The 21,809-nt window shown below is 42.5% G+C and carries 24 protein-coding genes; 5 read left to right on the forward strand and 19 right to left on the reverse strand.

The annotated features are described in order from the left end of the window. Positions 1-89 precede the first annotated feature (89 nt). The 8 genes from trxB to MUN89_RS21890 all read right to left on the reverse strand — a co-directional run bounded on the left by trxB (position 90) and on the right by MUN89_RS21890 (position 5,315). A complete protein-coding gene (gene trxB, locus MUN89_RS20410; protein ID WP_244713973.1) occupies positions 90-1,043 on the reverse strand; it encodes a thioredoxin-disulfide reductase in 954 nt (317 codons plus the stop codon). An 81-nt stretch (positions 1,044-1,124) separates the two neighbouring features. Beyond that, positions 1,125-1,547, reverse strand: coding sequence for an arsenate reductase (thioredoxin) (gene arsC, locus MUN89_RS20415; RefSeq protein WP_244709948.1), 423 nt, complete (start codon positions 1,545-1,547; stop codon positions 1,125-1,127). A 26-nt stretch (positions 1,548-1,573) separates the two neighbouring features. Then, entirely contained in the window at positions 1,574-2,869 is a 1,296-nt protein-coding gene (locus tag MUN89_RS20420) for an arsenic transporter (RefSeq protein WP_244709950.1), read from the reverse strand. A gap of 12 nt (positions 2,870-2,881) precedes the next feature. Further along, a complete protein-coding gene (locus MUN89_RS20425) occupies positions 2,882-3,226 on the reverse strand; it encodes an ArsR/SmtB family transcription factor (protein ID WP_244709952.1) in 345 nt (114 codons plus the stop codon). Positions 3,227-3,368: 142 nt separating this feature from the next. Continuing rightward, a complete protein-coding gene (locus MUN89_RS21880; protein WP_256464005.1) occupies positions 3,369-4,142 on the reverse strand; it encodes a sodium:solute symporter family transporter in 774 nt (257 codons plus the stop codon). Next, a complete protein-coding gene (locus MUN89_RS21885) occupies positions 4,142-4,861 on the reverse strand; it encodes a sodium:solute symporter family transporter (RefSeq protein ID WP_256464006.1) in 720 nt (239 codons plus the stop codon). The genes MUN89_RS21880 and MUN89_RS21885 overlap by 1 nt, the downstream gene beginning before the upstream one ends. 3 nt (positions 4,862-4,864) lie before the next feature. Continuing rightward, positions 4,865-5,104 (reverse strand): hypothetical protein, encoded by a 240-nt coding sequence (locus MUN89_RS20435; RefSeq protein ID WP_244709954.1) that lies wholly within the window; start codon positions 5,102-5,104, stop codon positions 4,865-4,867. A 79-nt stretch (positions 5,105-5,183) separates the two neighbouring features. Further along, positions 5,184-5,315, reverse strand: a complete 132-nt coding sequence (locus tag MUN89_RS21890) for a hypothetical protein (protein WP_256464007.1) — start codon at positions 5,313-5,315, stop codon at positions 5,184-5,186. Between the two features lie 394 nt (positions 5,316-5,709). Between MUN89_RS21890 and MUN89_RS20440 the strand changes: the two genes are divergently transcribed. Next, positions 5,710-6,393 (forward strand): GntR family transcriptional regulator, encoded by a 684-nt coding sequence (locus MUN89_RS20440; RefSeq protein ID WP_244709956.1) that lies wholly within the window; start codon positions 5,710-5,712, stop codon positions 6,391-6,393. Between the two features lie 165 nt (positions 6,394-6,558). On the opposite strand, the gene MUN89_RS20445 is transcribed toward MUN89_RS20440, so the two are convergent. The 8 genes from MUN89_RS20445 to MUN89_RS20480 all read right to left on the reverse strand — a co-directional run bounded on the left by MUN89_RS20445 (position 6,559) and on the right by MUN89_RS20480 (position 15,692). Further along, entirely contained in the window at positions 6,559-7,020 is a 462-nt protein-coding gene (locus MUN89_RS20445) for a RidA family protein (protein WP_244709958.1), read from the reverse strand. Between the two features lie 11 nt (positions 7,021-7,031). Then, a complete protein-coding gene (locus MUN89_RS20450) occupies positions 7,032-8,624 on the reverse strand; it encodes an N-acyl-D-amino-acid deacylase family protein (protein ID WP_244709959.1) in 1,593 nt (530 codons plus the stop codon). A 12-nt stretch (positions 8,625-8,636) separates the two neighbouring features. Beyond that, complete coding sequence (locus tag MUN89_RS20455) at positions 8,637-9,728, reverse strand: alanine racemase (RefSeq protein WP_244709961.1); 1,092 nt, start codon at positions 9,726-9,728, stop codon at positions 8,637-8,639. A gap of 12 nt (positions 9,729-9,740) precedes the next feature. Then, positions 9,741-11,240 (reverse strand): sodium:solute symporter family protein, encoded by a 1,500-nt coding sequence (locus tag MUN89_RS20460; protein WP_244709963.1) that lies wholly within the window; start codon positions 11,238-11,240, stop codon positions 9,741-9,743. A gap of 138 nt (positions 11,241-11,378) precedes the next feature. Next, a complete protein-coding gene (locus MUN89_RS20465; protein ID WP_244709964.1) occupies positions 11,379-12,032 on the reverse strand; it encodes a helix-turn-helix transcriptional regulator in 654 nt (217 codons plus the stop codon). A 213-nt stretch (positions 12,033-12,245) separates the two neighbouring features. Beyond that, positions 12,246-13,637, reverse strand: coding sequence for an APC family permease (locus MUN89_RS20470; protein WP_244709966.1), 1,392 nt, complete (start codon positions 13,635-13,637; stop codon positions 12,246-12,248). An 18-nt stretch (positions 13,638-13,655) separates the two neighbouring features. Further along, the gene (gene gabT / locus MUN89_RS20475) at positions 13,656-15,014 is read right to left on the reverse strand and encodes a 4-aminobutyrate--2-oxoglutarate transaminase (RefSeq protein WP_244709968.1); all 1,359 of its coding nucleotides are present in this window, start codon (positions 15,012-15,014) and stop codon (positions 13,656-13,658) included. Between the two features lie 18 nt (positions 15,015-15,032). Next, positions 15,033-15,692, reverse strand: a complete 660-nt coding sequence (locus tag MUN89_RS20480) for a GntR family transcriptional regulator (RefSeq protein ID WP_244709970.1) — start codon at positions 15,690-15,692, stop codon at positions 15,033-15,035. 348 nt (positions 15,693-16,040) lie between these two features. On the opposite strand from MUN89_RS20480, the gene MUN89_RS20485 reads away from it, so the two are divergent. Both MUN89_RS20485 and MUN89_RS20490 read left to right on the forward strand, forming a co-directional pair. Then, positions 16,041-16,607 carry a LysM peptidoglycan-binding domain-containing protein gene (locus tag MUN89_RS20485; protein WP_244709972.1) on the forward strand — a complete coding sequence of 189 codons (567 nt, stop codon included), beginning with the start codon at positions 16,041-16,043 and terminating at the stop codon, positions 16,605-16,607. 132 nt (positions 16,608-16,739) lie between these two features. After that, positions 16,740-17,855: an NAD(P)-binding protein gene (locus tag MUN89_RS20490; protein ID WP_244709974.1), complete on the forward strand. Its 1,116-nt coding sequence runs from the start codon at positions 16,740-16,742 to the stop codon at positions 17,853-17,855. Positions 17,856-17,859: 4 nt separating this feature from the next. On the opposite strand, the gene MUN89_RS20495 is transcribed toward MUN89_RS20490, so the two are convergent. Further along, a complete protein-coding gene (locus MUN89_RS20495; RefSeq protein WP_244709976.1) occupies positions 17,860-18,699 on the reverse strand; it encodes a LysR family transcriptional regulator in 840 nt (279 codons plus the stop codon). A 180-nt stretch (positions 18,700-18,879) separates the two neighbouring features. Between MUN89_RS20495 and MUN89_RS20500 the strand changes: the two genes are divergently transcribed. Next, positions 18,880-19,236: a DMT family transporter gene (locus MUN89_RS20500; RefSeq protein WP_244709978.1), complete on the forward strand. Its 357-nt coding sequence runs from the start codon at positions 18,880-18,882 to the stop codon at positions 19,234-19,236. Continuing rightward, the gene (locus MUN89_RS20505) at positions 19,233-19,529 is read left to right on the forward strand and encodes a DMT family transporter (protein ID WP_244709980.1); all 297 of its coding nucleotides are present in this window, start codon (positions 19,233-19,235) and stop codon (positions 19,527-19,529) included. The genes MUN89_RS20500 and MUN89_RS20505 overlap by 4 nt, the downstream gene beginning before the upstream one ends. A gap of 71 nt (positions 19,530-19,600) precedes the next feature. Here the strand turns inward: MUN89_RS20505 and MUN89_RS20510 are convergent, their stop codons facing one another. Both MUN89_RS20510 and MUN89_RS20515 read right to left on the reverse strand, forming a co-directional pair. Further along, complete coding sequence (locus MUN89_RS20510) at positions 19,601-19,927, reverse strand: four-helix bundle copper-binding protein (RefSeq protein WP_244709982.1); 327 nt, start codon at positions 19,925-19,927, stop codon at positions 19,601-19,603. A 132-nt stretch (positions 19,928-20,059) separates the two neighbouring features. After that, positions 20,060-21,790 carry a glycoside hydrolase family 35 protein gene (locus MUN89_RS20515; RefSeq protein ID WP_244709983.1) on the reverse strand — a complete coding sequence of 577 codons (1,731 nt, stop codon included), beginning with the start codon at positions 21,788-21,790 and terminating at the stop codon, positions 20,060-20,062. Positions 21,791-21,809 lie beyond the last annotated feature (19 nt).

A 21,809-nucleotide genomic window follows, 5' to 3' on the forward strand; every position in this document is an offset into this window, starting at 1 on the left:
TCCTTCCTCTTTCATTTGAAACAATAAAAAATCAGGATGCCGAGACTTACCTCGACAACCTGAAATTATTTCTGTTTCATTTTTAAACCTTATTTGTTTAAGGTTTCACTCCAATCAATAGATGCTTCGCCTTCAAGGAAGCGTTCTGTATCCATTGCAGCCATGCATCCTGTACCAGCCGCAGTAATGGCTTGGCGGTATTTCTGGTCCTGTACATCTCCGCAGGCAAAAACGCCGGGGACATTCGTATCCGTCGTGCCCGGATCCACAAGAATATACCCTTTCTCATCCATGTTGAGCTTTCCTTTCAGGAATTCTGTGTTCGGATTATGTCCGATAGCGACGAAAATACCGTCAGTCTCTAACAGTTCTTCTTCACCACTATCATTATCTTTGACCTTAAGACCGGAAATTTTCATTCCGTCAGAAACCATTTCAACAGGGGTTTTATTGAGGGCCCACGTGATTTTTTCATTGGCCTTCGCCCGGTCCTGCATAATTTTAGAGGCTCGCAGTTCATGACGTCGGTGGACAATTTGGACTTCGCTTGCGAATTTAGTTAAGAAGTTCGCCTCTTCCATAGCAGAATCGCCTCCACCGATAATGACCACTTTTTTGCCTCTAAAGAAAAATCCGTCACAAGTGGCACAGGTACTCACGCCTTTGCCGATATTTTCTTTTTCCCCTGGTATTTCCAGCAGCTTGGCAGAAGCCCCGGTAGACACAATCAACGTTTGCGTTTCCAGCTCTCCTAATCCATCTACACTTAGTCTAAATGGACGGTGATCTACATTTACATCTGTGACCCATCCCCTTTTAAAAGAGGCACCGAATCGCTCGGCTTGTTTTTTCATATTATCCATAAGCTCCGGGCCCATGATTCCATCGGGGAAGCCTGGAAAGTTTTCCACTTCTGTAGTTAATGTCAACTGCCCGCCTGGTTCAGGTCCTTCAATGACAAGCGGCTCCATATTTGCTCTCGCCAAGTACACAGCTGCTGTCAATCCGGCTGGACCGGTTCCAAGAATAATTGATTTGTGAATCATATCATCAACCTCCTCATTTCATTGCCTGGTAATTGAGCTCTCAATTTTCTATCCTTAGTGTGGTTCAATGCACGTCAATTATTTCTGTTCTTTTGCAAATAATTGTATACGAGCAGCGATCTCATCGCGGACTCTTTGAAAGACTTCCCATTTTTCTTCTTCCGTTCCCTCCGCTTTTGCAGGGTCATCAAACCCCCAATGAAACCTTGTCACGTGAGGCGGAGTCATCGGACATTTATCATTCGCATCTCCGCAAAGCGTAATCGCGTATGCCGCGTTGTTCAATATGTCGCGATCAATCACAGAAGACTCCTGATCGCTGATGGCCACATCCACTTCTTCCATGGCCTTGACAGCGTTAGGATTCAGGCCATGAGCCTCAATCCCTGCTGAGAGTACTTCAAATTGGTCACCTAAATATTTTTTTCCAAATCCTTCGGCCATCTGGCTACGACAGGAATTCCCTGTACATAGAAAATAAATTACTGGTTTGTCGGTCATCTTCAATTCTCCTTTATCATGTCATGTTATAGAATGGTCAGCCATAGGTATAAGCCTGTTAATGTGATAAACAACGTCGGAACAGTAAGAAGAATTCCGATTTTAAAATAATAACCCCAGGAAATTCGGACACCTTTCATAGATAAAACATGCAGCCACAGAAGTGTAGCCAGGGAACCAATAGGGGTGATTTTCGGTCCAAGATCCGAGCCAATCACATTCGCATAAATTAATGCCTCTCTCATTGTTCCATTAGTATGTGTACCCGAAATAGCCAGGGCATCAATCATAACTGTCGGCATATTATTCATCACAGAAGACAGGATTGCCGCAATAAAGCCCATGGATATTGTCGCTGCAAACAACCCTTGTTCAGAAGTCCACTGGATCACCTGAGCCAGCACGTCCGTCAATCCTGCGTTACGCAGTCCGTAAACGACCACGTACATTCCCAGTGAGAAAAACACGATCGCCCATGGAGCCCCTTTAACAACGTCTGCTGTTTTAACAGCCGCACTTCTCCTGGCCATCAGCAAGAAAAAGACGACTACGAGCCCAGCAATGATTGATACAGGGATTCCTAACGGTTCACTAGCAAAATAACCAATTAACAGAATCGCAAGCACGAACCAAGAAAATCGAAACATCCGGTGATCCTTTATCGCTTCACCTGGACTTTTTAGCTGGGACAATTCATAGTGATCAGGGATACTCTTTTTGAAGAAAAGAAACAACACAAGAATACTTGCAGCTAAAGAAAATAAATTGGGGACGATCATTCGTGAAGCATATTCAATAAACCCAATATTAAAGAAATCTGCTGAAACGATATTGACTAAGTTACTAACGATGAGCGGAAGCGAAGTTGTATCCGCTATAAAACCGCTCGCCATTATAAACGGGAGAATCATCGCTTCTTTGAATTTTAAATTTCTAACCATCGCAAGTACGATGGGAGTGAGAATTAAGGCGGCTCCGTCATTAGCAAATAAAGCGGCCACAACCGCCCCGAGCAGAGTGACATAAACGAACATACGCTTTCCGTCCCCTTTGGCCACTCTTGCCATGTGAAGGGCGGCCCATTCAAAGAAGCCAATTTCATCAAGGATTAAAGAAATCATAATAATTGCGATAAATGCGAGCGTGGCGTTCCAAACAATATCTGCCACCGCCCACACATCATGCATATTGACGACCCCGAAGATCAAGGCAATTACCGCCCCTCCACAGGCCGACCAGCCAATCCCAAGATTCCTTGGCTGCCAAATCACAAACACTAACGTAAGTATAAAAATCACTGTTGCTAAAATAGCCAAATCCACTAAACCTCCCTGCTATTCACACCGGATGCGCAGCCCGGCTTTCTCCAATGCCGCTAATTTTTCTCTCTGATCAGGTAAATGTTCTAATACTTGCTCTACAATAGGGTAAGCGGCATGAGATGTATTCAATGAATAAAAGATCCACTGCCCTTTCCTTTTTTCTTTGACCAGTTTCGTATCTCTTAATTTTCTCAAATGCTGACTAATCGAAGGCTGACTCATATTCAAAACTTCAACAAACTCACAGACACAGCATTCATTGTCTTTAAGAAGACCCACAATCGTTAACCGTGTTTTGTCTCCTAATAGCTTGAGCGTCTGCGCCGCTTCTTCTATTTCAATAACGGTCCGTTGCATGACATCACCACCTCAATAATTATAATATAAGCATATACTTATATATGCAAGTAAAGAGTTTGTAAATGCATGGATCTTCGCATTTAATGAAAGCCTGAAGACAGACGAAAGGCGCGACCTCCTTCGGATCACGCCTTCCTCCTTATTTTATTTCTGCCACTTTTTCTTCCCACTCTTCTGATTCAGATGCTGATCCACTCATAATCAGGCTACCCACAGTACAGATGATCAGGTTGACAGTTAAACCCCATAATCCGCTGAATACGCCTAAGAAAGTGATACCAGCAAAAGTCAGTGTAGAAGCTAAGATTGTCCCAACGATCATCCCTGCAAAAACTGCTCTTGCTTGTAGTTTGTTCCAATACAAGCCGATGATCATAGCAGGCGCTACTTGGACAAGCAATTCAAATTTCAGCACAAAAATCTGATAAAGAGTCCCCGGAGGGAACCAGGCGATCATGACGAGTACCACAACAGCAGCCACGCCTGCAAGTTTGCCTGCTAAAATTTTCTTCTGCTCTGAGGCTTCGGGATTGATCACTCCCCCATACAAATCTTTCGAAACGATCGAAGAAAACGTTAATAAGACGGAGTCTGCTGTGGAAACGATGGCCGCGATCACACCGCCAAATAACAGTACCATAGCCCAATAAAAAACCGGATTATGGTTAGCGATAGCACTGGCCATTTTTCCTACGATTTGTTCCGACTGGGCCGTAGAAAGATCAGGAAAGGCGGACACACCAATAATCCCGACAAGAAAAACAACCCCGGCTGTAATAAAAGGCATCCATGCCATTCGGGTGAATGAGCGCTTAAGCGTCCTCTCGCTCTTTGCTGAAAAAATCCGCTGGACCGCATGGGGATACACCGCGGCCCCAATTCCAACTAATATAAGTAAACTAAACCAATTCACTACCCCCGGCCCCTTTGGAACCCCAATTTTTCAGGAGAATAAGCTTCCATATAGTCGGACGCGGTCGGGATTCCCCCGAAGTAAATAATCGATCCAATTAAAAGCATAAAGACACCGAATAATAAAGCAATCCCCTGCATCGTATCCGTGTAGGCTACAGATCTCATACCGCCAAGCCACCCATAGATGAGCATAATGACGATAAAAAACACCACACCTACTTGATAAGGAATCGTTCCTCCTGTTAATCCGGAGACACCTTGGCCGATCGCTACGAACTGTTCCAGTAAATAATTCCCGAGAGCATAGAGCATGAGAAAAGCAGCCAGAATAGAAACAGACTTGGAGTTAAACCGCTTATTCAGCCAATCCACAGGCGTCAAAAGCTTGTATTTTTTCCCCATCACATACATTCTGGGCGCAAATAGCAAATAGACTACAATGATCATAATAAAGTAAGGCACAGAAACAAGGTATTCATAGCCGAGCCGGTAAGCTGTGGCAGGGTAGCCGATGACTGTATTTCCGCTGTATTGTGTCGCAAAGAAAGTAAAAAAGAGTACCATGACGCCCAGGCCGCGGCCCCCTAAATAATATTCATCCATACTTTCGTGAACATTTCTGTTTTTTAAATAAGTAAAAACACCGACCCCAAGCATAACCGCACCATACATTAATAGAATGAAAACTCCAGACCACCCGGCAAACGCTAATTCCATCGTTTACTTCGCCTCCTCTTCATCATCTTCTTCCAGCTGCCAATGGTTTTTAAGAACATAGGTAACGAAAGCTGAAAGAAGAAACGAACCGCCGATAATAATAAAAGCCCAATAAGGGATGCCGAAAATCAACGGCTTGTACGACCCAGTGGGAAAATACCACGGCGTGATGACCGCTAGCAGCAAGCCAAATACTATCCATATCTTACCGTTCTTAACAGGTTCCTTCTTTGGTTTATTCATGAACAGATCACTCCTTATTTTTCATAATTTTCAGACAAACAAAAGCAGAAAATAAGGCGGAAAGAGTTTCTTCCCCCGCTTATAAGACACCTCTTTCTTTTAATTCGCTGATCCTTTCCGGCTCATAATCCAGCCATTCCCGCATAACTTCTTCTGTATGTTTGCCTAACTCCGGCCCACGCCATTTCGTTTCTCCCCGGGTTCCACTCATCTTTGGTACGACGCCAGGAATCTTCAACCTTTCCTTTTCTTTCATTTGGAAGTCTTGAATGATATTTCGGCTCCCGGACGGCAAAGGGACCTGCAATTAAACTCCCCAACTCTAAAACTTTCACTCGTGGTTGTTCCAAACTGTATCACCCTTTCCTTTCTCGTCATACAGCCAATGAAGTCTTCAATTTTTTGATAACGCTTTCATTTTTTAGATGGTAAAAGGGTTTAAGGAAAATTGTGCTTCAAGATTAACAAGTTGTATACAATAATTCAACCTTCTTAATTACTATTTTGTTAAAGCCCTTATTTTACAGGAAAATGACCAGGTGACAGCTACATACATTGAAGCGTTTTATGATTTTTGTATACAATAGAAAAGAGGTGATTCGTTCATGAATGCATATGATTATATTAAAACGGCCATTTTGCATGGAGAATTCCCTCCAAAAATGCGTTTAACAGAGGAGTACCTTGCAGAAAAATTGAAGTTAAGCCGCACACCCATCAGGGAAGCGTTAAGAAAATTGGAAGCAGAAGGATTAACTGTAGCGATGAAAAGAGGCGTGCGTGTCCGTCATTTTACAAAACTGGACGTCCAGCAAATCTATGAGTTAAGAACTCTCCTGGAAGGGTATGCCGCCTCTCAGGCAGCGATTCACCGGACTGCCCGTGATATAGAGGAAATGGAATCAGCGAATCTTTTGTATGACCAAGCTATCACTAATTACCTTTCATCCGGCCAAATAACCATTGAGGAGATTTTGGAGATTAACCACCAATTTCATGATGCTGTCATAAAAGCATCGAAAAACCACCACATTCACTCCCATATCTCAAAGGTAGTTGTGATACCGCTGATCTTTCGTTCTTTCTATTGGTTTAACGAGGGGCAGCTTCGTCATTCACTTGAAGTGCATAAAACGATATTACAAGCCATCACTGAACAGGATGCGGAACGGGCCCGGGCTGCCATGCATGAACATATTTACCATGGCAGAGACCAAGTATTCATGCATATAGATGTTATAAATGACCATTATTCAGCTGAAACCGATCATAACAATAGAACGCCATGAAGCCCGCAGCCGCTTTACCATTCGTGTGCAATAGTAATGGCCCTTCATTATCCTCGAAACGAATAAGAAGGGCCGGAGTATCAAGATCTGCCATTTAAAACAGTCGCTCTTTTTTTATTAACCGGTTACTAATACGGAAAGGAAAAACTTAAGACGGCTTTTCCATTATTCCACTTCCACAATCATTTCAATTTCTACAGGCGTATTGAAGGGAAGCTCATTGGAAGCGATGGCTGAACGAGCATGCTTACCCTTATCGCCAAAGATTTCTTCCAGTAATTCTGATGCCCCATTGATAACGTAAGGCTGTTCTACAAACCCGGGAGCAGAATTTACAAACGCTAGTAATTTCACTATTTGTTTCACTCTGCCCAAATCTCCAATTTCCGCTTTTAAAACAGCCAGGCAGTTCACCATGGTCTGTCTCGCAGCTTCATAGCCTTGGTCAACGGTCAAATCCAAACCTAATTTCCCCTTGTAAAGCAAGGTACCATCGACTCTGCAATCCTGTCCGGAAGTATAGATTAAGTTTCCTACGGTTTTAGCTGGCACATATACGGCGCCTGGTTTTGGCGCCTCAGGGAGCTGAATTCCCAAGTCGTTCATTTTTTCTTCTACATTAATCATCTCTTATCACCTCACAAAGCTTGTGGAAGAAAACAGCCACACGTTAATGACGTATGGGTTTTCTCTTTCATCGTTAGTTTTCCATTTACAAAAACGTATTCAACGCCTTCAGGATAGTGGGCCGGTTCTGCATAGGTGGCTTGATCGCTTATTTCTTCAGAAGCAAATACGACTAAATCGGCTGCATAGCCTTCGGTTAATAACCCCCGTTTACCAAGACCGAATCTCCTGGCTGGAAAGGAAGTCATTTTTCTTACTGCTTCTTCAACCGTCAATATGCTTTCCTGCCTCACATATTTGGAATAGACTCTAGGAAATGTTCCATAAAGTCTGGGATGTGGTTTCCCTGTATAGCAAGTAAGACTATCAGACGCGATTAATGCGTTTTGGTAGCGAAGAACGTGCTTAATATCTGTTTCATCCATATGAAAGAATACAATTCCTATGTTCCCATTTTCTTCGAGTAACAGGTCCAGGGCTTGATCTACTGGATTCTTACCGGATTCCTCGCTGATCGCTAGCACCGTCTTACCTTCAAATTTCTTTAAGCCTGGCGAATGGACGGAGGAAATAATCACACTCTCCCAACCGGTAGAAACAACGAGGTTATCCCAATCCTCCTGCTCTTGAAGAAGCTCCTGCTTGATCTTCATTCTTTCTTTCGGATCCTTTAACCGTCCTAATACAGAATTTAATCCTCCCTCTAATGACCAAGGGGGGAGCAAGGTCGTTAGCATCGTAGATCCTGCAGAATAAGGGTACACATCACACGTGACATCCATTCCGTTACTCCGCGCTTGTTCAATTAAATCCATAGCCTCGCACACTTTGCCCCAGTTTCGTTTTCCGGCTGCTTTTAAATGACTTACATGGAGCGGAACGTTGGCTTTGTCAGCAATCCAGATCACTTCTTTCACAGAAGGGATAAGATTATTTCCCTCTCCTCTTATATGTGTCGAAAAAAGCCCGTTGTACCTGGCTACAACTTGACATAATTCTGCCAGTTCCTCTTTCGCTGCATAACTCCCTGGAGAATACAGAAGTCCAATGGACAATCCAATCGCTCCTGCCTTCATGCCTTCCTCCAAGATGAACTTCATTTCTCTCATTTCTTCTTTAGTTGGCGGTCTGTTCTCAAATCCCATAACAGCGATCCGTAAAGAACCGTGTGCTACATAAGAAGCGATATTTTCCGACAGCAGGCTTTGATCCAGCTGGTGGAAATAGTCACTGATCGTCTGCCATTTCCATTCTTTATTCGCCTTTCCCAGCACAGGTTCAACGTAATTCTGCAGATCGATTTTGTGCAGTGGATTAACGGGGACTGGCGCCAAGCCGCAATTCCCGACTACTTCTGTTGTGACCCCTTGCTGAAGTTTAATTTCACTTTCTGGATAATCAAGAATCATAAGATCCGAATGGCAGTGACCATCAATAAATCCGGGCGCAACCATATTTCCTTCAGCATCCACTATTTCCTTAGCTTCAGGAGTACTGGCTCCTACAGATGCAATTTCCCCATTTTTAATCCCTACATTTCCGTAAAACCAAGGATTACCGGAGCCATCAATAATTTTACCGTTTTTAATGAGTGTATCTAACATCTTCCCCCTCCTTTACTGAAGCTTTCCTCTTGCTTCAATGGATACTTTTTCTACTTCCATTTCACCATTATTCAAATACACAAAATTATGCAGGTTGATGGTACTGCAAATATGATTGGGAATAATTCTAACCTGGTCTCCGATTTGAAGGTTGGAATGTTCGGTTAGAATCACTCCATGCTCCTCATTCATTCGTGCAAACACACAATCTGAGAAATTTATTATCTCGCCAAAACCCTCTAAATTAAGCGGGGCATGACCTGGCTGTACGTCGGTTGCAAACGTTTTGCTGCCCCCATCGATGACCGCACGTTTATTAGTGGGACGGCTTACCACCGTAGTCACCACTTGTGCAGCACAATGCTGCCAATCACTGACTCCTAATTTCACTTGCATGGAATCATTAAATACGTAAGTTCCTGGACGAATTTCTGTAACCCCTTTTACTGTAGAAACAGAAGAAGCAGTTGGTGTAGAGCCTGCACTGATGTCCTTTACTTCAATACCCGCCCGCTTCAGCTGAGCGGCTGCCTCTACCATGAGTTCACCTTCCTCTATTCCAGCCTGCTGTAAATCTGTGGTCGATTTCCCTTTGAATACCGGTCCTTTAAATGTAAAAATTCCTTGCAGCGACAGATACTCCATCTCATTGATCTTTCCAGCTAACTCGGTAACTTGATGAAGATCTACTCCTGTACGTGCCAACCCACTATCAATTTCTAATCGGACTTGCAGATGCTGTTGAGCCTTCTCGGCTCCTTGATTAAGTGCTCTTGCTCCTTCGATACTATCTACACCAAGGAGCAAATTCTTTAAGTTTTTATTGAGCTCGCATACCTCTTCCACTTTGTCCTCCGTGACGATTGGATAAGCGATAAAGATATCGTCTATGCCATAACTGGCCATTACTTTTGCCTCTGAGATTTTTGCAACCGTGATCCCCACTGCTCCCTCAGCAATCTGCATTTTGGCAATAGATGGAATCTTATGCGTCTTAATGTGGGGTCTCAAAGCAACTTGATTCCTGCTTGCTAATTGACTCATTTCTCTAATATTTTCTCGTAAAATTTTTTCATCAATTTCTATATAAGGTGTACCAGGCATAAAGAAAACCTCCTATTTTACATACTTTTCATCGACATGGTCTGTGGGTGTAATCGTAGTTCCTTCATCTAATCTAGTTCTTTCTTCTTCAAGCAATCGAAGGGATTCTTCTCTGGTGATTTGCTGCGGTGGAAACAGCAAACTGATGATTACGTTGGCGGCCAAAGCGATCAAAAGCGAAGGCAGTATCGGATTCCCCCAAAAAGCCATCATACTTTCATTGCTTAAGATAATAAACGACGTGAGTGAACCTCCTATCAAACTGGCAATTCCTCCTTGCCAGTTTGCTCTGCCCCAAAACTTTCCTAATAGAGCAGCAATAAATAACCCTGACATGACTGTGGAAATAAAATTAGATATATAGGTGATGATATTGTTGGTGAATAAAGTAAAAAACAAAGCCAGCAAAAGGGTAAGAACTAGAGAAATTCTTGAAGATAAAACCATATTTTCCTTCTTCGGAAGCCTCCCGGTAAAAACTTCAACCACATCTCTAAGAAGAATCGTGACAGCAGCAATGAAGTCGGAACTTCCTGAGGACATGGTGGCACTGAGACCAGCAATGAGTACTACGGCTCCGATCCAAATAGGAAAGACCTCAGTAGCTAAATAAGGAAACGCGTAGCCTGAATCCAGGCCAGGGTTCAAAACATTGGCGGCCATACCGACAATGGCCGGGAAGAAAGAAAAAAGAGCAAATAGAATTCCAGTTATGATAAACCCTTTTCTAACCGTACGTTCATTATTGCTGGAATAAATCCGGTGCCGGTAAGAGGGGGTGGCCAGCACGCCTACTGCAATGACGACCGCTAAGGATAAAGCTGGGATGAAACCGATTTGTTCCAGCCCTAAAAATGAACTCATTTCAGGAGAAACATTTGCATTGAGATCACCGATGCCTCCGATTTTAATAACCGATAGTACGGTCAGTAAAATAAATCCAAGAAATAAAATCACTCCCTGGATAACATCTGTGTACACAACCGCTAGGTATCCACCGATAAGCGTATATAATCCAAAGCCAACTGCAACGATCAGCTTAGCAGTTAATGGATCAACCCCTGTAATCCAGCTCAGATAAAGACTGCCGCCAATAATGTGAGCACCAAGCCAGCCAATGCATGCCACATATAAAATTATGGAAGTTAATCCTTTAACAAATTTATTGGCACCATAATAAAAGCTCAGCTCTTCAGAAAAAGTCATGAAATTATACTTTCGGACGTCCGCAAATAGGAGAAGCAGGAGAAACATTCCCAGAGCTCCGCCTATACCATAAAGAGCTCCACCCCAGCCATTAGAGAAACCAAAGCCAACGGCTCCCATACTCGATCCTGTACCTACAAGCGTGGCTAGAGTCGTCCCAATTAATAATGGTGTAGTCAATCCCCGTCCGCCCATGAGGAAGTCTTCCCCGCTGTTCACTTTTCGGCTGACGATAATCCCAACAGCAATCATGGCAATGAGAAAACCAAGAAACACTAATAAATAAGTTAATTGCGCTGAACTCATGATTATTTCCTCTCCTTTATTTTCATGTAGGTCAAGAAACCATTTAGAAACAACAAATTCTGGAAAAAACACAACAACAGGGCATTATTATACGTGCAAGATAATCATTCAAAAGACCGGTACCTGCTCTTTAAAGATTTAGTCGTTTTCACGAGATTTCTCAAGATAGTTATAAAGGGTGTATTTAGATATGCTGAAATACGAACAAATCGTCTCTCCAGCTTTTTTTATTAAAAAAGCTCCTTTTCTATCCAGGTAATGAATTCCTTTCATTTTTTCTTCTTTATTCATCCGTGCCACAGGCTTCCCTACATAATCCTGTGCCTCTTGAATTAACAATTCTAGTACATCATTGACATTATTTACGAATACCTCATTGACTCCGGTATTAATATCATCCGTTCTCGTGAATTGTCTAATTGTATTTTCCGCCATAACAAGATCTGTGATATCCAGATTGATACAAATACAGCCAATAGGTACTCCCTCATCATTTCGTATGTACATCGTAGTCGACCTCAGCATCTTTCCGTCTTTCGTTTGAGTCATGTAATTGTGTTTATCACCGTCATTCTCCTTTCCACTTAACACTTCCAAGCCTAAATTGGTTCCTGTGTCCCCCACCTTCCGGCCAGTGATCTGCCCATTTTCAATCGCCACAATTAAACCGCTGCCGTATTCCTCAGGATTAGATACATCCAATAAAACAGTTTCACAACTTTCCCCAAAATGATTGGCCATGCCTTTAATCAACGATTTTAGAAAATCCAATTCTTCGTTTATGTGTTCCAACCGATTCACCTTCTTCCAATCTGAAAATATTAGTTTTTTTTGAATATTTAATCTACATAAACTCTACGCTGTGAATAATCATTTGTCAACAAACTTTTTTTCATCCTAACAAAAAGTTTGTTTGGTAACCATCTAAAATTGTCACTAAAAAAAGAACGATTCGATTAGGAATCGCTCTTGTAATTAGACGCTTTTATTACATTCATTACTCGCTTACAAGGCTTCTGATTTATCTTCTACCGCTTCTTTGTAAGCCCCGCTCTGCATTTTTATAAAGAAGAAGATCCCGAGTAAAGCCCAGCCGGCGACCATAATCCACTCATACGGCCAAACCAGCGCTGCCGGCATACCTGGCAGATACAGCACGATAAACCCAAAGCTTAAAAGTAAAGCTAAATATCCATAAACCGGGGACTTGGCTGCCTTAAAGGGCCGCGCCAAATCAGGTTCCTTTTTTCTCAAGGTAATAAACGCGAGAGCTACAAAGAAATAGGCGGTAACGATCCCCAATCCCCCGGCATCAACAATCCACACTAATGCCGACCTGCCAAGCAACGGGGCAAGCATCGAAAGCAAACCAATAAAAAGAATGGAATTGGAGGGAGTATTATACTTAGGGTGCAGCCTGCCGAACCACCTCGGAAGCATTCCCGATTGAGCCATCGCATAAAGAACACGGCTGCCTCCAATTATGAAGGAGTTCCAGCTGGTAATAATTCCTGCCACACCACCAACGATCAGGATTTTAGCAAACATCGCCGACCCAAACAGACTCGCCATCGCATCAGCTGTCGCAAGCTCAGTATCCGCAAGCTGGCCTTGATTAAGTCCCAGGCCGACTCCAATTGCAATCGCTAAGTAAAAAATGACTGCAGCAATTACAGAAAGGATTAAAAACTTTCCGATCTGCCTCTGAGGAAGGTTTGCTTCTTCTGCAACTTGAGGAATAACGTCAAAACCGACAAATAAAAATGGGACCATCACGAGCACTGACATGATGCCGCCCATCCCTCCAACAAAGTACGGAGACAGGTTAGCAGGTTCCCCGTGGAGGCCGGAACCAAAGATTAATAACAGACCTACCGCAACAATCATTAACGTAAAGATGGTTTGCATAACAGCGGCTTGTTTTAAGCCTATATAATTGATCGCTGTGATGATGATCGCCCCGATGGAACCAATCAGCACCCAATTTAAATGAACATCCCATCCAGCGATCGTCCATAAATATCCAGCTTCATAATTAGGCATTAAGTAATCAATAACCGTCGGCAAGGCGACTGCTTCAAAAGTCGCAACCGATACATAACCTAAGGTAATTGCCCAGGATGCGACAAACGACATATTTTCTCCAAGTGCCCGGTGAACATATTCATGCTCCCCGCCTACTTTAGGCATAGCTGAAGCCAGTTCAGCGTAGTTGAGTCCAACGAATACAACTAGCAATCCACCGATTAGAAAGGCGATGACTGCCCCGATGGATCCCGCTGAAGAAATCCAGGTTCCAGATAATACAACCCAGCCCCAGCCGAGCATCGCACCAAGAGCGAGAAATAGCAGATCAAATCGGGATAGTACCTTTTTCAGCTTTCCTTTTTCTTTCATAAGAAAATTCCTCCCATTTTAAACGGAATATTGGGACACATCCTGCCAAACTTTCCTTATCGAAGCTTCTAAAATATCTAATCCTTCATTTAATTCCTCATCAGTAATCACCAGCGGCATTAAGAACCGAATGACATTTCCATACACCCCTGCTCCTAGAACGAGGAGTCCTTGCTGTTGTGCGTCGGCAATCATTTTCCCAGTGATTTCTTTGGCTGGGGCCTTCGATTGCTTGTCCTTGACGATTTCGATGGCAACCATGGCTCCTAGACCGCGGATATCACCGATACAATCCAACTCTTCTGCAAGACTCCGGAACTTACTTTTTACTTTTTGCCCGATATCAGAAGCTCGTTCATTCAATCCTTCTTCGTCAATGACATCTATGGCTTCAAGCGCTGCGCGGCACCCTAATGGATTACCGCTGTAAGTGCCTCCTAATTCACCAGCATTGGCCGCATCCATCACTTCCTGTCTGCCGATCACACCACTGATGACCGTGCCTGCGCCAAGTGATTTCGAGACGGTAATCAGATCGGGAACGATATCGAAGTGCTCAGATGCGAAATATTTTCCCGTACGGCCAAATCCGGTTTGAATTTCATCAGCCACAAATAAAATGTCATGCTGTTCACATAAGCTTTTTACCGCTTGAACAAATTTTTTGTCAGGCACAATAAAGCCGCCTTCCCCTTGCACAGGTTCCATAACCACTGCTGCTATCGATTCAGGAGCGACTTCTTTCAGGAGAAAATCTTGGAATTGCTCGATCATGTATGCAGTATATTCTGCTTCGTCCATACTCTGCGGCCGGCGATATGGATAAGGAAACTGGGCCTTATAAACTTCCGGAGCAAAGGGGCCAAATTCAAATTTATATGGCTTCACCTTACTAGTCATGGACATCGTCATTAAAGTTCTCCCGTGAAAACCATTTGAGAATGTAACTATTGCTTGTCTTCCTGTGTACTTACGAGCAGCCTTCACCGCATTTTCCACCGCTTCCGCTCCACTGTTTTGCAGCAGGACTTTCTTCTTATGAACGCCTGGTGCCAGGGCAGCAAGCTTTTCCGCTAAGGCAATATAAGGCTCATACATCATGACATTAAATCCTGTATGGATGAACTTGTCCACTTGATCATGCAGTGCTTCTTTCACCCTGGGGTGACCGTGTCCAACATTAATCGTTCCGATGGCTCCTGCAAAATCAATAAACACATTTCCGTCTACATCTGTAACTTTTGCTCCTTCGGCTTCCTTTGCAAATGTCGGAACCCCATAGCTCACCGCATCAGGGACAATGTTGTGCCGGCGTTCGAGCAGCTCACTTGCAATCGGTCCTGGCAAAGACGTTTTAATAAAAGCATGTTTGGTCATACCTCTTCCCCCTTTAAATTATTGAAATATTGAATGGCGTTCTGATAAATCCTTGAGTGTGGATAACAGATGGGCATTTATGGCCGCGCACATCTCTTCCGCATCTTTTTTTCTAAAAGCATCGACGATTCGATTATGCTCCGGAATCGACTTTACTTCTTCGAAAGGCACCGTATAAAATTCATCCTTTAAAATGAGGTAACCATCCGACCATTGATTAAGCTTCTTAATTTCCTCAAGCAAAAAATTATTGCCGGAGATTTCAGCGGGATAGACGTGGATATAACCATTGACCCGCATAAAGGCTTCAAAGTCTTTCGCTTGATATGCCTCCACCTCTTCTTCTAATAACCGCTCCATGTAAACCACATCCGCTTGCGACATGCTGGCAACAGCTAACTGTGCCGCATATTTTTCCAGAACGATGCGCAGCTGAAACACATCATCAAGCTCTTTATTAGAAGGATTATAAACAACCGCTCCTTTATTGGGGACCAATTTGATTAAACCTTCATTTTCCAAACGCTTAAAAGCTGAACGAATGGGCGTTCTGCTCATTTGCAGTTCATTGCTTACCCATTCCTCAGTTACTCTCTGCCCCGGATGCAATTTCTTAAGCATGATGGCTCGTTTCACCTTTTCATACGCTAATTCTTCATTATTTTTTTTCATTGTCATAAGCTTCCCACCATTGTATTCAAAAATTGTATACAATCTATTTCGATATTTATTATCCTAACGAAAAATTCTTTCTATTACCAGAGATTTTTCAGAAAAAATTAATAATTCCTTCAATTCCGACGATTAGATAAAAAATGAGAAGCCTGACTGAACTCGTCCACAGCTTCTCATAAAAAGGACACATCTATTGATTTCAAGCTTTTGATCTCCTCTCCAAATCCAGATATTCAGGCGCCTTATGAAATCATTGTTTCAATTATTACGTGAATTTTACGTTTAGATTACAGCACAAACCGAAAAACAATATATGTAAGATCTTTTAATTCCTATTAGGAGGGGTAAACAATGAAAAAAGAAAAAATCCTTGCCCCATTGTTAGCCTTAGGAATGACAATAGGCTTCGGGGCAGGCACGGTGTCTGCGGAGAAGACAACAATAACTTTTGATAAAGGAGATACACTTTGGAGCATCGCGCAGCAGTATGAAAATGTAACGGTTGATGACCTCTACGAATGGAATCCAGGTTTACATGCAACTAACATCGCAATAGGAACGGAAATCACCTTTCAAACAGGAGAAAAAGCGGACAATTACCAGCCTGCAGAAGCATTTCATACAGTAACTCCTGGGAGCACGCTGACAAGTATTGCCAATCTTCATGCAGGAGTAACCTTGAAGGATTTGTATGACTTGAACCCTAATATTGAACCTCGAAACCTTCATCCCGGACAGGAAGTTAGAGTGAGCAGAAGTGATGGCTACAGCAAAGAATTCTACACCATCCGTCCCGGCAGCACGTTCTACAGCATTGCTAATCTTCATCAAGGACTATCCGTAGATGACCTTTACAAGTTGAATCCACACACAGATCCTTACAACCTGCAAATCAGTTCTGAAGTAAGAGTGAAATAAGACAAAAACACAAGCCTTCAACTTAAATTAAGAGTTGAAGGCTGTTTTTATGTCTTCAGTACTCATATACTTAGTTTCCACAAGAATAAAAGCCCCTAGCTTACAAAAACTAGAGTGAAGGAGGCAGGATTCATGAAAGTTGCCATCATAGGAGCCGGACTTGCCGGACTATCTTGTGCTTTAACACTGGAAAAACACGGAATTTCGGCTGATATATATGAAAAACAACGGGAGGCTGGGTTTCAGGTGACTATTGCTGAATTAATGACGCCTGTTATTCATGCCCCTATTAAGGATGCCGTGAAATATTTTTCCGAAAATCATGAGCTTCATTTACGACCTATGACAAATATCCAAAAGATACACGTTCATTCTAAAAATGAATCGGCTTTTATAGAAGGAAACTTAGGTTTTATTAATATGCGCGGCACGCATGAGCAGTCTTTCGAAAAGCAAATGGCTTCTCAGCTGAATCACACAACGATTCACTACAACCATCACGTCACACACGAAGAGCTAGCTGAAGAATACTCTCCTATCATTTTAGCTTCGGGAGATCCTTGTGATACGGAGCATATTCAACCCTTTGAAACGGCGTTTACATCCACTTTTTCCATAGCCATTGTGCACGGAAATTTCATCAAGACGGAAGTACACACGTGGTTTAACAATCAATTCGCTCCGAAAGGAATGGCTTACCTCCTCCCACACTCTGAATCTGAAGCAACTTTGGCCTTAGTTTATCCTCAATATGGAAAGCAATGGATGACAAATAAAGAGAGCTTTTGGAAAGAAACGAAAGCGGCGGTTTCAAAGACGTTAAACCAGGAACTATCTTTTGAGAAAGAGTATTCCATCAACGATTATGCAGTGGGAAGGTGCCGTTACCCTCGCATTGGAAATACGTTTTTTACGGGAAACTGCTTGGGAGCCCTCACACCTTTTTTAGGCTTTGGCCAGACTAGCTCTATATTAAGCGGGATTTACGCAGCTCTTGATATTTGCAGAAAAGGCGATTATGAAAAGCTGTCTAAGCAGTTATTGAAAGATTATCACTACTCACTGACTTTACGAAATGCGCTTGAACACTTAAATGACCATCAATTTGATCTTGTCACAAAATCGCTTCATCTCCCTATGGTGGAAAAAGCAATCACTTCACCTCATGCCAATTTTTTAAAAGTTCTAAGCCAGATCCTCCGTCCTTTTATTAAGTCATCAGAGCAAAAATTGGATGGCAATGATTGAACCATCATGAATCATTGTTATGAAACTTCCCTAGTAAAAACTCAAGCATAGAAGGTGTGACCGCATACAAATACATGTTTCTTGTCAGCGGTTTATCTTTTATTGGTAAAAAAACGACCCCTTTAAACTCAATTTGCTTAACCATTATTTCTGGAAGGTAAGCCACCCCAATTCCTAAGGATACGAATCCAGCCATCGCATGATAGTGGGTTTCCAAAATGTTTCCTTTAAAATTTCTATTGCGCCTATATTCTTGAATCTGCTTGGCTAGTGGTCCGGCTGGCGGAATAATTTGCGTTTCACTCATACATTGTTCCAACGTTATTTCTTCATAGGCAGCCAAAGGAGAAGATACCGGAACAGCCGCTAAAAAGTCATCTTGAAATAATAAAGTGGAGTACAGTTGAGGGGACGAAGGAACACCTTGAATAATCGCTGCGTCGATTTCCCGTGCCTGTAAAAGAGGAAGCAGATCCTTGCTGTCATCTTTAATGACGGTCACGTGAAAGTTCGTATACTGAAGTTTGTCATAATAGTTGTGTAAAAAATAACTGCTTAGAAAAGGTGTCGAGCCGAAGCGAATTTTATCATGGTGCAGATACTGATGAATGGTTTGATCAATTTTAGTAAAAAGCGGCAGAAGGTCGGTATAAAGCGCCCGCCCCTTCTCCGTTAACTCCACCCCTCTTACGGAACGGTTAAATACCAGGAAACCAAGCTCTTCTTCCAATTGTTTCATTTGTTTGCTCAAGGCCGGCTGGGAAACATACAAGGATTCTGCAGCCCTCGTAAAACTTTTCTGCCTCGTGACTTCGATAAAATACTTCAATTTGTGAAGCAGCATTAACTTCCTCCTCCTTTTTATCATCCTTAGCCAAAGTGAAAAAGCAACTACATAGATTCACTTCTACTATTAAGTATAACCATAGGTTATGTGAAAATAAAAAACGCATATTACATGATCTCACCAAAACGCGTTATCCTCTAAATAACAGCAGTCTATTCATCTGGAAGGAAGCTGATTATGCAGAGAAGATACGCCTGGCTTGGACTTTCAATTGTATTAGAAGTTATGGGAGCATCATTGATGAAAACCAGTAATGGTTTCACTAACCTAAGCGCAAGTATCATGGTCATCGTCTGCTATTTTCTTGCCCTGGTCCTGTATATTCTACTTACTAAAAACCATGGACTCGGATTAATGAACGCACTCTGGTCTGGTGGAGGAACTTTACTCATCACGGTCATCGGCATATTGTTTTTAGGGGAATCCATTTCGATTCATAAATGGATAGGAGTCATTCTAATCTTGACGGGAATAGTTGGACTAAACGTCAATCATTTGGATTTAGAGTATAATCGACGGAGGTTTTCATCGTGATTTATTTAATTACTGCCTTATTATTAGCTGCTGCTGGCCAAATCACTGTAAAAAAATCCGCCGGTTTCCGCCGGTGGATCCCAAGCTTGCTCTCTTTTTTATTATTTGGTTTATGTATTTATTTCCTCACAGTTGCTGTTCAATATATGGAAGTTGGAATTGCTTATGCGATATGGTCAGGTGCATCTATTGTCTCCACCACTATTATCGGGATTTTGTTATTTAACGAGACAGCAAGCAGACGAAAACTCTTTTATATTGGTTTAATTTTAATCGGGGTGATCATCTTGTAGCATGCAGGTTAGAAAAATAAAAACCCAAACCCTTTACTGGTTTGGGCAGAATCGTTTCATAGAGACTGTAGTTAAGCAATACCTTTACAAGCATCTGCACATGTAAAGCATGCCTCCGCACACTTCTGGCAATGCTCATGATCATGCTTTTTGCATTCATTTCCGCAAGCTTCACATATCCTGGCGCAAACACTGGCTAATTCTTCTGCAAACGGTGTACCTCTTCCTAAAGCTTGCTCTAAATAACCGCAGAAATCTGCACATTCTCTGTCCAACCGAATACATTCCGCCATCATTTTCACATCATTTTCCTGAAGACAAGCATTGTAACAATGGTTACATGCTTCCATACAATCATGTAAAGTCTGGATTAGCGATTGGTATTTTTCGTGAGACATTCCTACACCTCCTAAAATTATCTTGCAATAATATAGTTACCCCACATGGGTATAATTAAACTAACAAATCCAAATTACAAAGCTTGCAAAAAACCCGAAGGTTTTCTGCAAGCTTCAGATGGACCCGCTTTCTTACTTTTTACTTAATTTAGGCTTATCATACAAATGAATATTTTCCGTATCCGTATGTTCCAGCTCAAGGATTACAATTTCATTATTTTTTTCTTTTAATAAAGGACCAGGCAGATAGAGTCGTTGCTGCGGGCCTGCTGGGTTCCAGTATCTTCCTAAATGAAAGCCATTGATAAATATACTCCCTTTTGTAAATCCTTCACAATCGACGAAGGTATCATGAACTCCCTCCGCATCAAAGGTGCTCCGGAAAAATTTTGGGAACCTTTGCTGCCCTGAACCAATGAAATCTTCAGGCAGAGTATTTAATTCTATTGCGTACATTTCCCAATTGAAAAAATACTGCTCCCCTAGCCAAGGGTTATAAACTAATCCTTTTTTATCGGCTAAGTGCTCGCCATAATTCGCCCTTCCCATATTTTCCACCAGCACTTCCAGCGTGTTGCTCTCCTCCGGAAAATAAAGAGTCATTTCCTTTTCTTCATCATTTTTATACACCGTCTTTTGAAACTGTCCATTAATGTAGAGGTACCCCCGGTCCTGGATCGCATCAATCCCCATTGTTAATTCGCCGTGCCGGTTGATTTCCGTACGGTAAAGCGTATAGCCGTATGATTGATTGATGTCTTCCATGGCAAGAGGGGCAAGGTGTTCGATCCGGCTGCTGATTTGATGAAGTGCATCAAACAGACTGACAGATTCCTGCATAGAAACGGTGCCATAGGATTTAGATGTAAGCTTGCTTTCATAGTCTGCCGGAACGTTCGTATATTCACTGAGTATCCGTTTGACTGCGCGATATTTTTCCGTCACCTCACCATTTTCAGTCAGTAAGCTATCGTAATCGTAGCTGGTAATCGTAGGATAATACCTATCATAATGATTGGCGCCATTCATGAAGCCGAAATTGGTACCGCCATGAAACATATAAAAGTTCACTGAACTCTTTTTCTCCATCAGTTCCTTAAAGACGCGGGCTGTATCCTCCGCATCTCTCGTATGGTGCTCCCCTGTCCAGTAATCAAACCAGCCGATCCAGAATTCAGCAACGAGCTTCGGGGATCCGGGCTTCATCCTTTCCAGTTGTTCAAAAGCCTCATCCACTTTAGAACCGAAGTTTAACGTCGTCGTCACTTCCGGCAGAGAGCCTTGTTTTATAAATTCCGGTCCATCAGAAGTAAACAAAAATGTATCCATGCCATGCTTCACATATTCGTCCTTTAAAAAATTTAAATACACCTGATCGTTCCCGTAAGCGCCATATTCATTTTCGATTTGCATGGCGATGATCGGCCCTCCATTTTGATATAAATAAGGAACGAATTTCGGAAGCAACACCTTATAGTATTCGGCGATATGACTTAAATAGACAGGATCACTGCTGCGAAGGGTGATCTCCTTTTCCTTCAAAAGCCAGGCAGGAAGCCCTCCCATCTCCCACTCTGCACAAATATAAGGAGAAGGCCTAATAATGACATATAGACCTAACTCATCGGCGACCTGAATAAACCGCTCCACATCAGCCAAGCCCGAAAAATTGAACTCGCCTTTTTTCGGCTCGTGGATATTCCAGGCCACATAGGTCTCGACGGTGTTTAAACCGAGTGCTTTTAATTTTTGAAGACGGTCTTCCCAATGCTCCGGTACGGTTCGAAAGTAGTGCATCGCCCCCGAGAGAATTTGAAAAGGTTCATCATTTAAATAAAATTCTCCATTTTTTGCTTGTAACATGAAATCCCTCCCTCTAAAA

Source organism: Halobacillus salinarum (assembly GCF_022919095.1).
Classification (GTDB): domain Bacteria; phylum Bacillota; class Bacilli; order Bacillales; family Halobacillaceae; genus Halobacillus_B; species Halobacillus_B salinarum.

Coding starts and splice junctions, on each gene's coding strand:
- MUN89_RS20440 (WP_244709956.1), top strand. CDS start 5,710: ATGAATGCATATGATTATATTAAAACGGCCATTTTGCATGGAGAATTC.
- MUN89_RS20425 (WP_244709952.1), bottom strand. CDS start 3,226: ATGCAACGGACCGTTATTGAAATAGAAGAAGCGGCGCAGACGCTCAAG.
- MUN89_RS20450 (WP_244709959.1), bottom strand. CDS start 8,624: ATGTTAGATACACTCATTAAAAACGGTAAAATTATTGATGGCTCCGGT.
- MUN89_RS20490 (WP_244709974.1), top strand. CDS start 16,740: ATGAAAGTTGCCATCATAGGAGCCGGACTTGCCGGACTATCTTGTGCT.
- MUN89_RS20480 (WP_244709970.1), bottom strand. CDS start 15,692: ATGACAATGAAAAAAAATAATGAAGAATTAGCGTATGAAAAGGTGAAA.
- MUN89_RS21890 (WP_256464007.1), bottom strand. CDS start 5,315: ATGAGTGGAACCCGGGGAGAAACGAAATGGCGTGGGCCGGAGTTAGGC.
- MUN89_RS20510 (WP_244709982.1), bottom strand. CDS start 19,927: ATGTCTCACGAAAAATACCAATCGCTAATCCAGACTTTACATGATTGT.
- MUN89_RS20495 (WP_244709976.1), bottom strand. CDS start 18,699: ATGCTGCTTCACAAATTGAAGTATTTTATCGAAGTCACGAGGCAGAAA.
- MUN89_RS20515 (WP_244709983.1), bottom strand. CDS start 21,790: ATGTTACAAGCAAAAAATGGAGAATTTTATTTAAATGATGAACCTTTT.
- MUN89_RS20455 (WP_244709961.1), bottom strand. CDS start 9,728: ATGCCTGGTACACCTTATATAGAAATTGATGAAAAAATTTTACGAGAA.
- MUN89_RS20445 (WP_244709958.1), bottom strand. CDS start 7,020: ATGATTAATGTAGAAGAAAAAATGAACGACTTGGGAATTCAGCTCCCT.
- MUN89_RS20460 (WP_244709963.1), bottom strand. CDS start 11,240: ATGAGTTCAGCGCAATTAACTTATTTATTAGTGTTTCTTGGTTTTCTC.
- arsC (WP_244709948.1), bottom strand. CDS start 1,547: ATGACCGACAAACCAGTAATTTATTTTCTATGTACAGGGAATTCCTGT.
- MUN89_RS20470 (WP_244709966.1), bottom strand. CDS start 13,637: ATGAAAGAAAAAGGAAAGCTGAAAAAGGTACTATCCCGATTTGATCTG.
- MUN89_RS21885 (WP_256464006.1), bottom strand. CDS start 4,861: ATGGAATTAGCGTTTGCCGGGTGGTCTGGAGTTTTCATTCTATTAATG.
- MUN89_RS20485 (WP_244709972.1), top strand. CDS start 16,041: ATGAAAAAAGAAAAAATCCTTGCCCCATTGTTAGCCTTAGGAATGACA.
- gabT (WP_244709968.1), bottom strand. CDS start 15,014: ATGACCAAACATGCTTTTATTAAAACGTCTTTGCCAGGACCGATTGCA.
- MUN89_RS20435 (WP_244709954.1), bottom strand. CDS start 5,104: ATGAATAAACCAAAGAAGGAACCTGTTAAGAACGGTAAGATATGGATA.
- MUN89_RS20500 (WP_244709978.1), top strand. CDS start 18,880: ATGCAGAGAAGATACGCCTGGCTTGGACTTTCAATTGTATTAGAAGTT.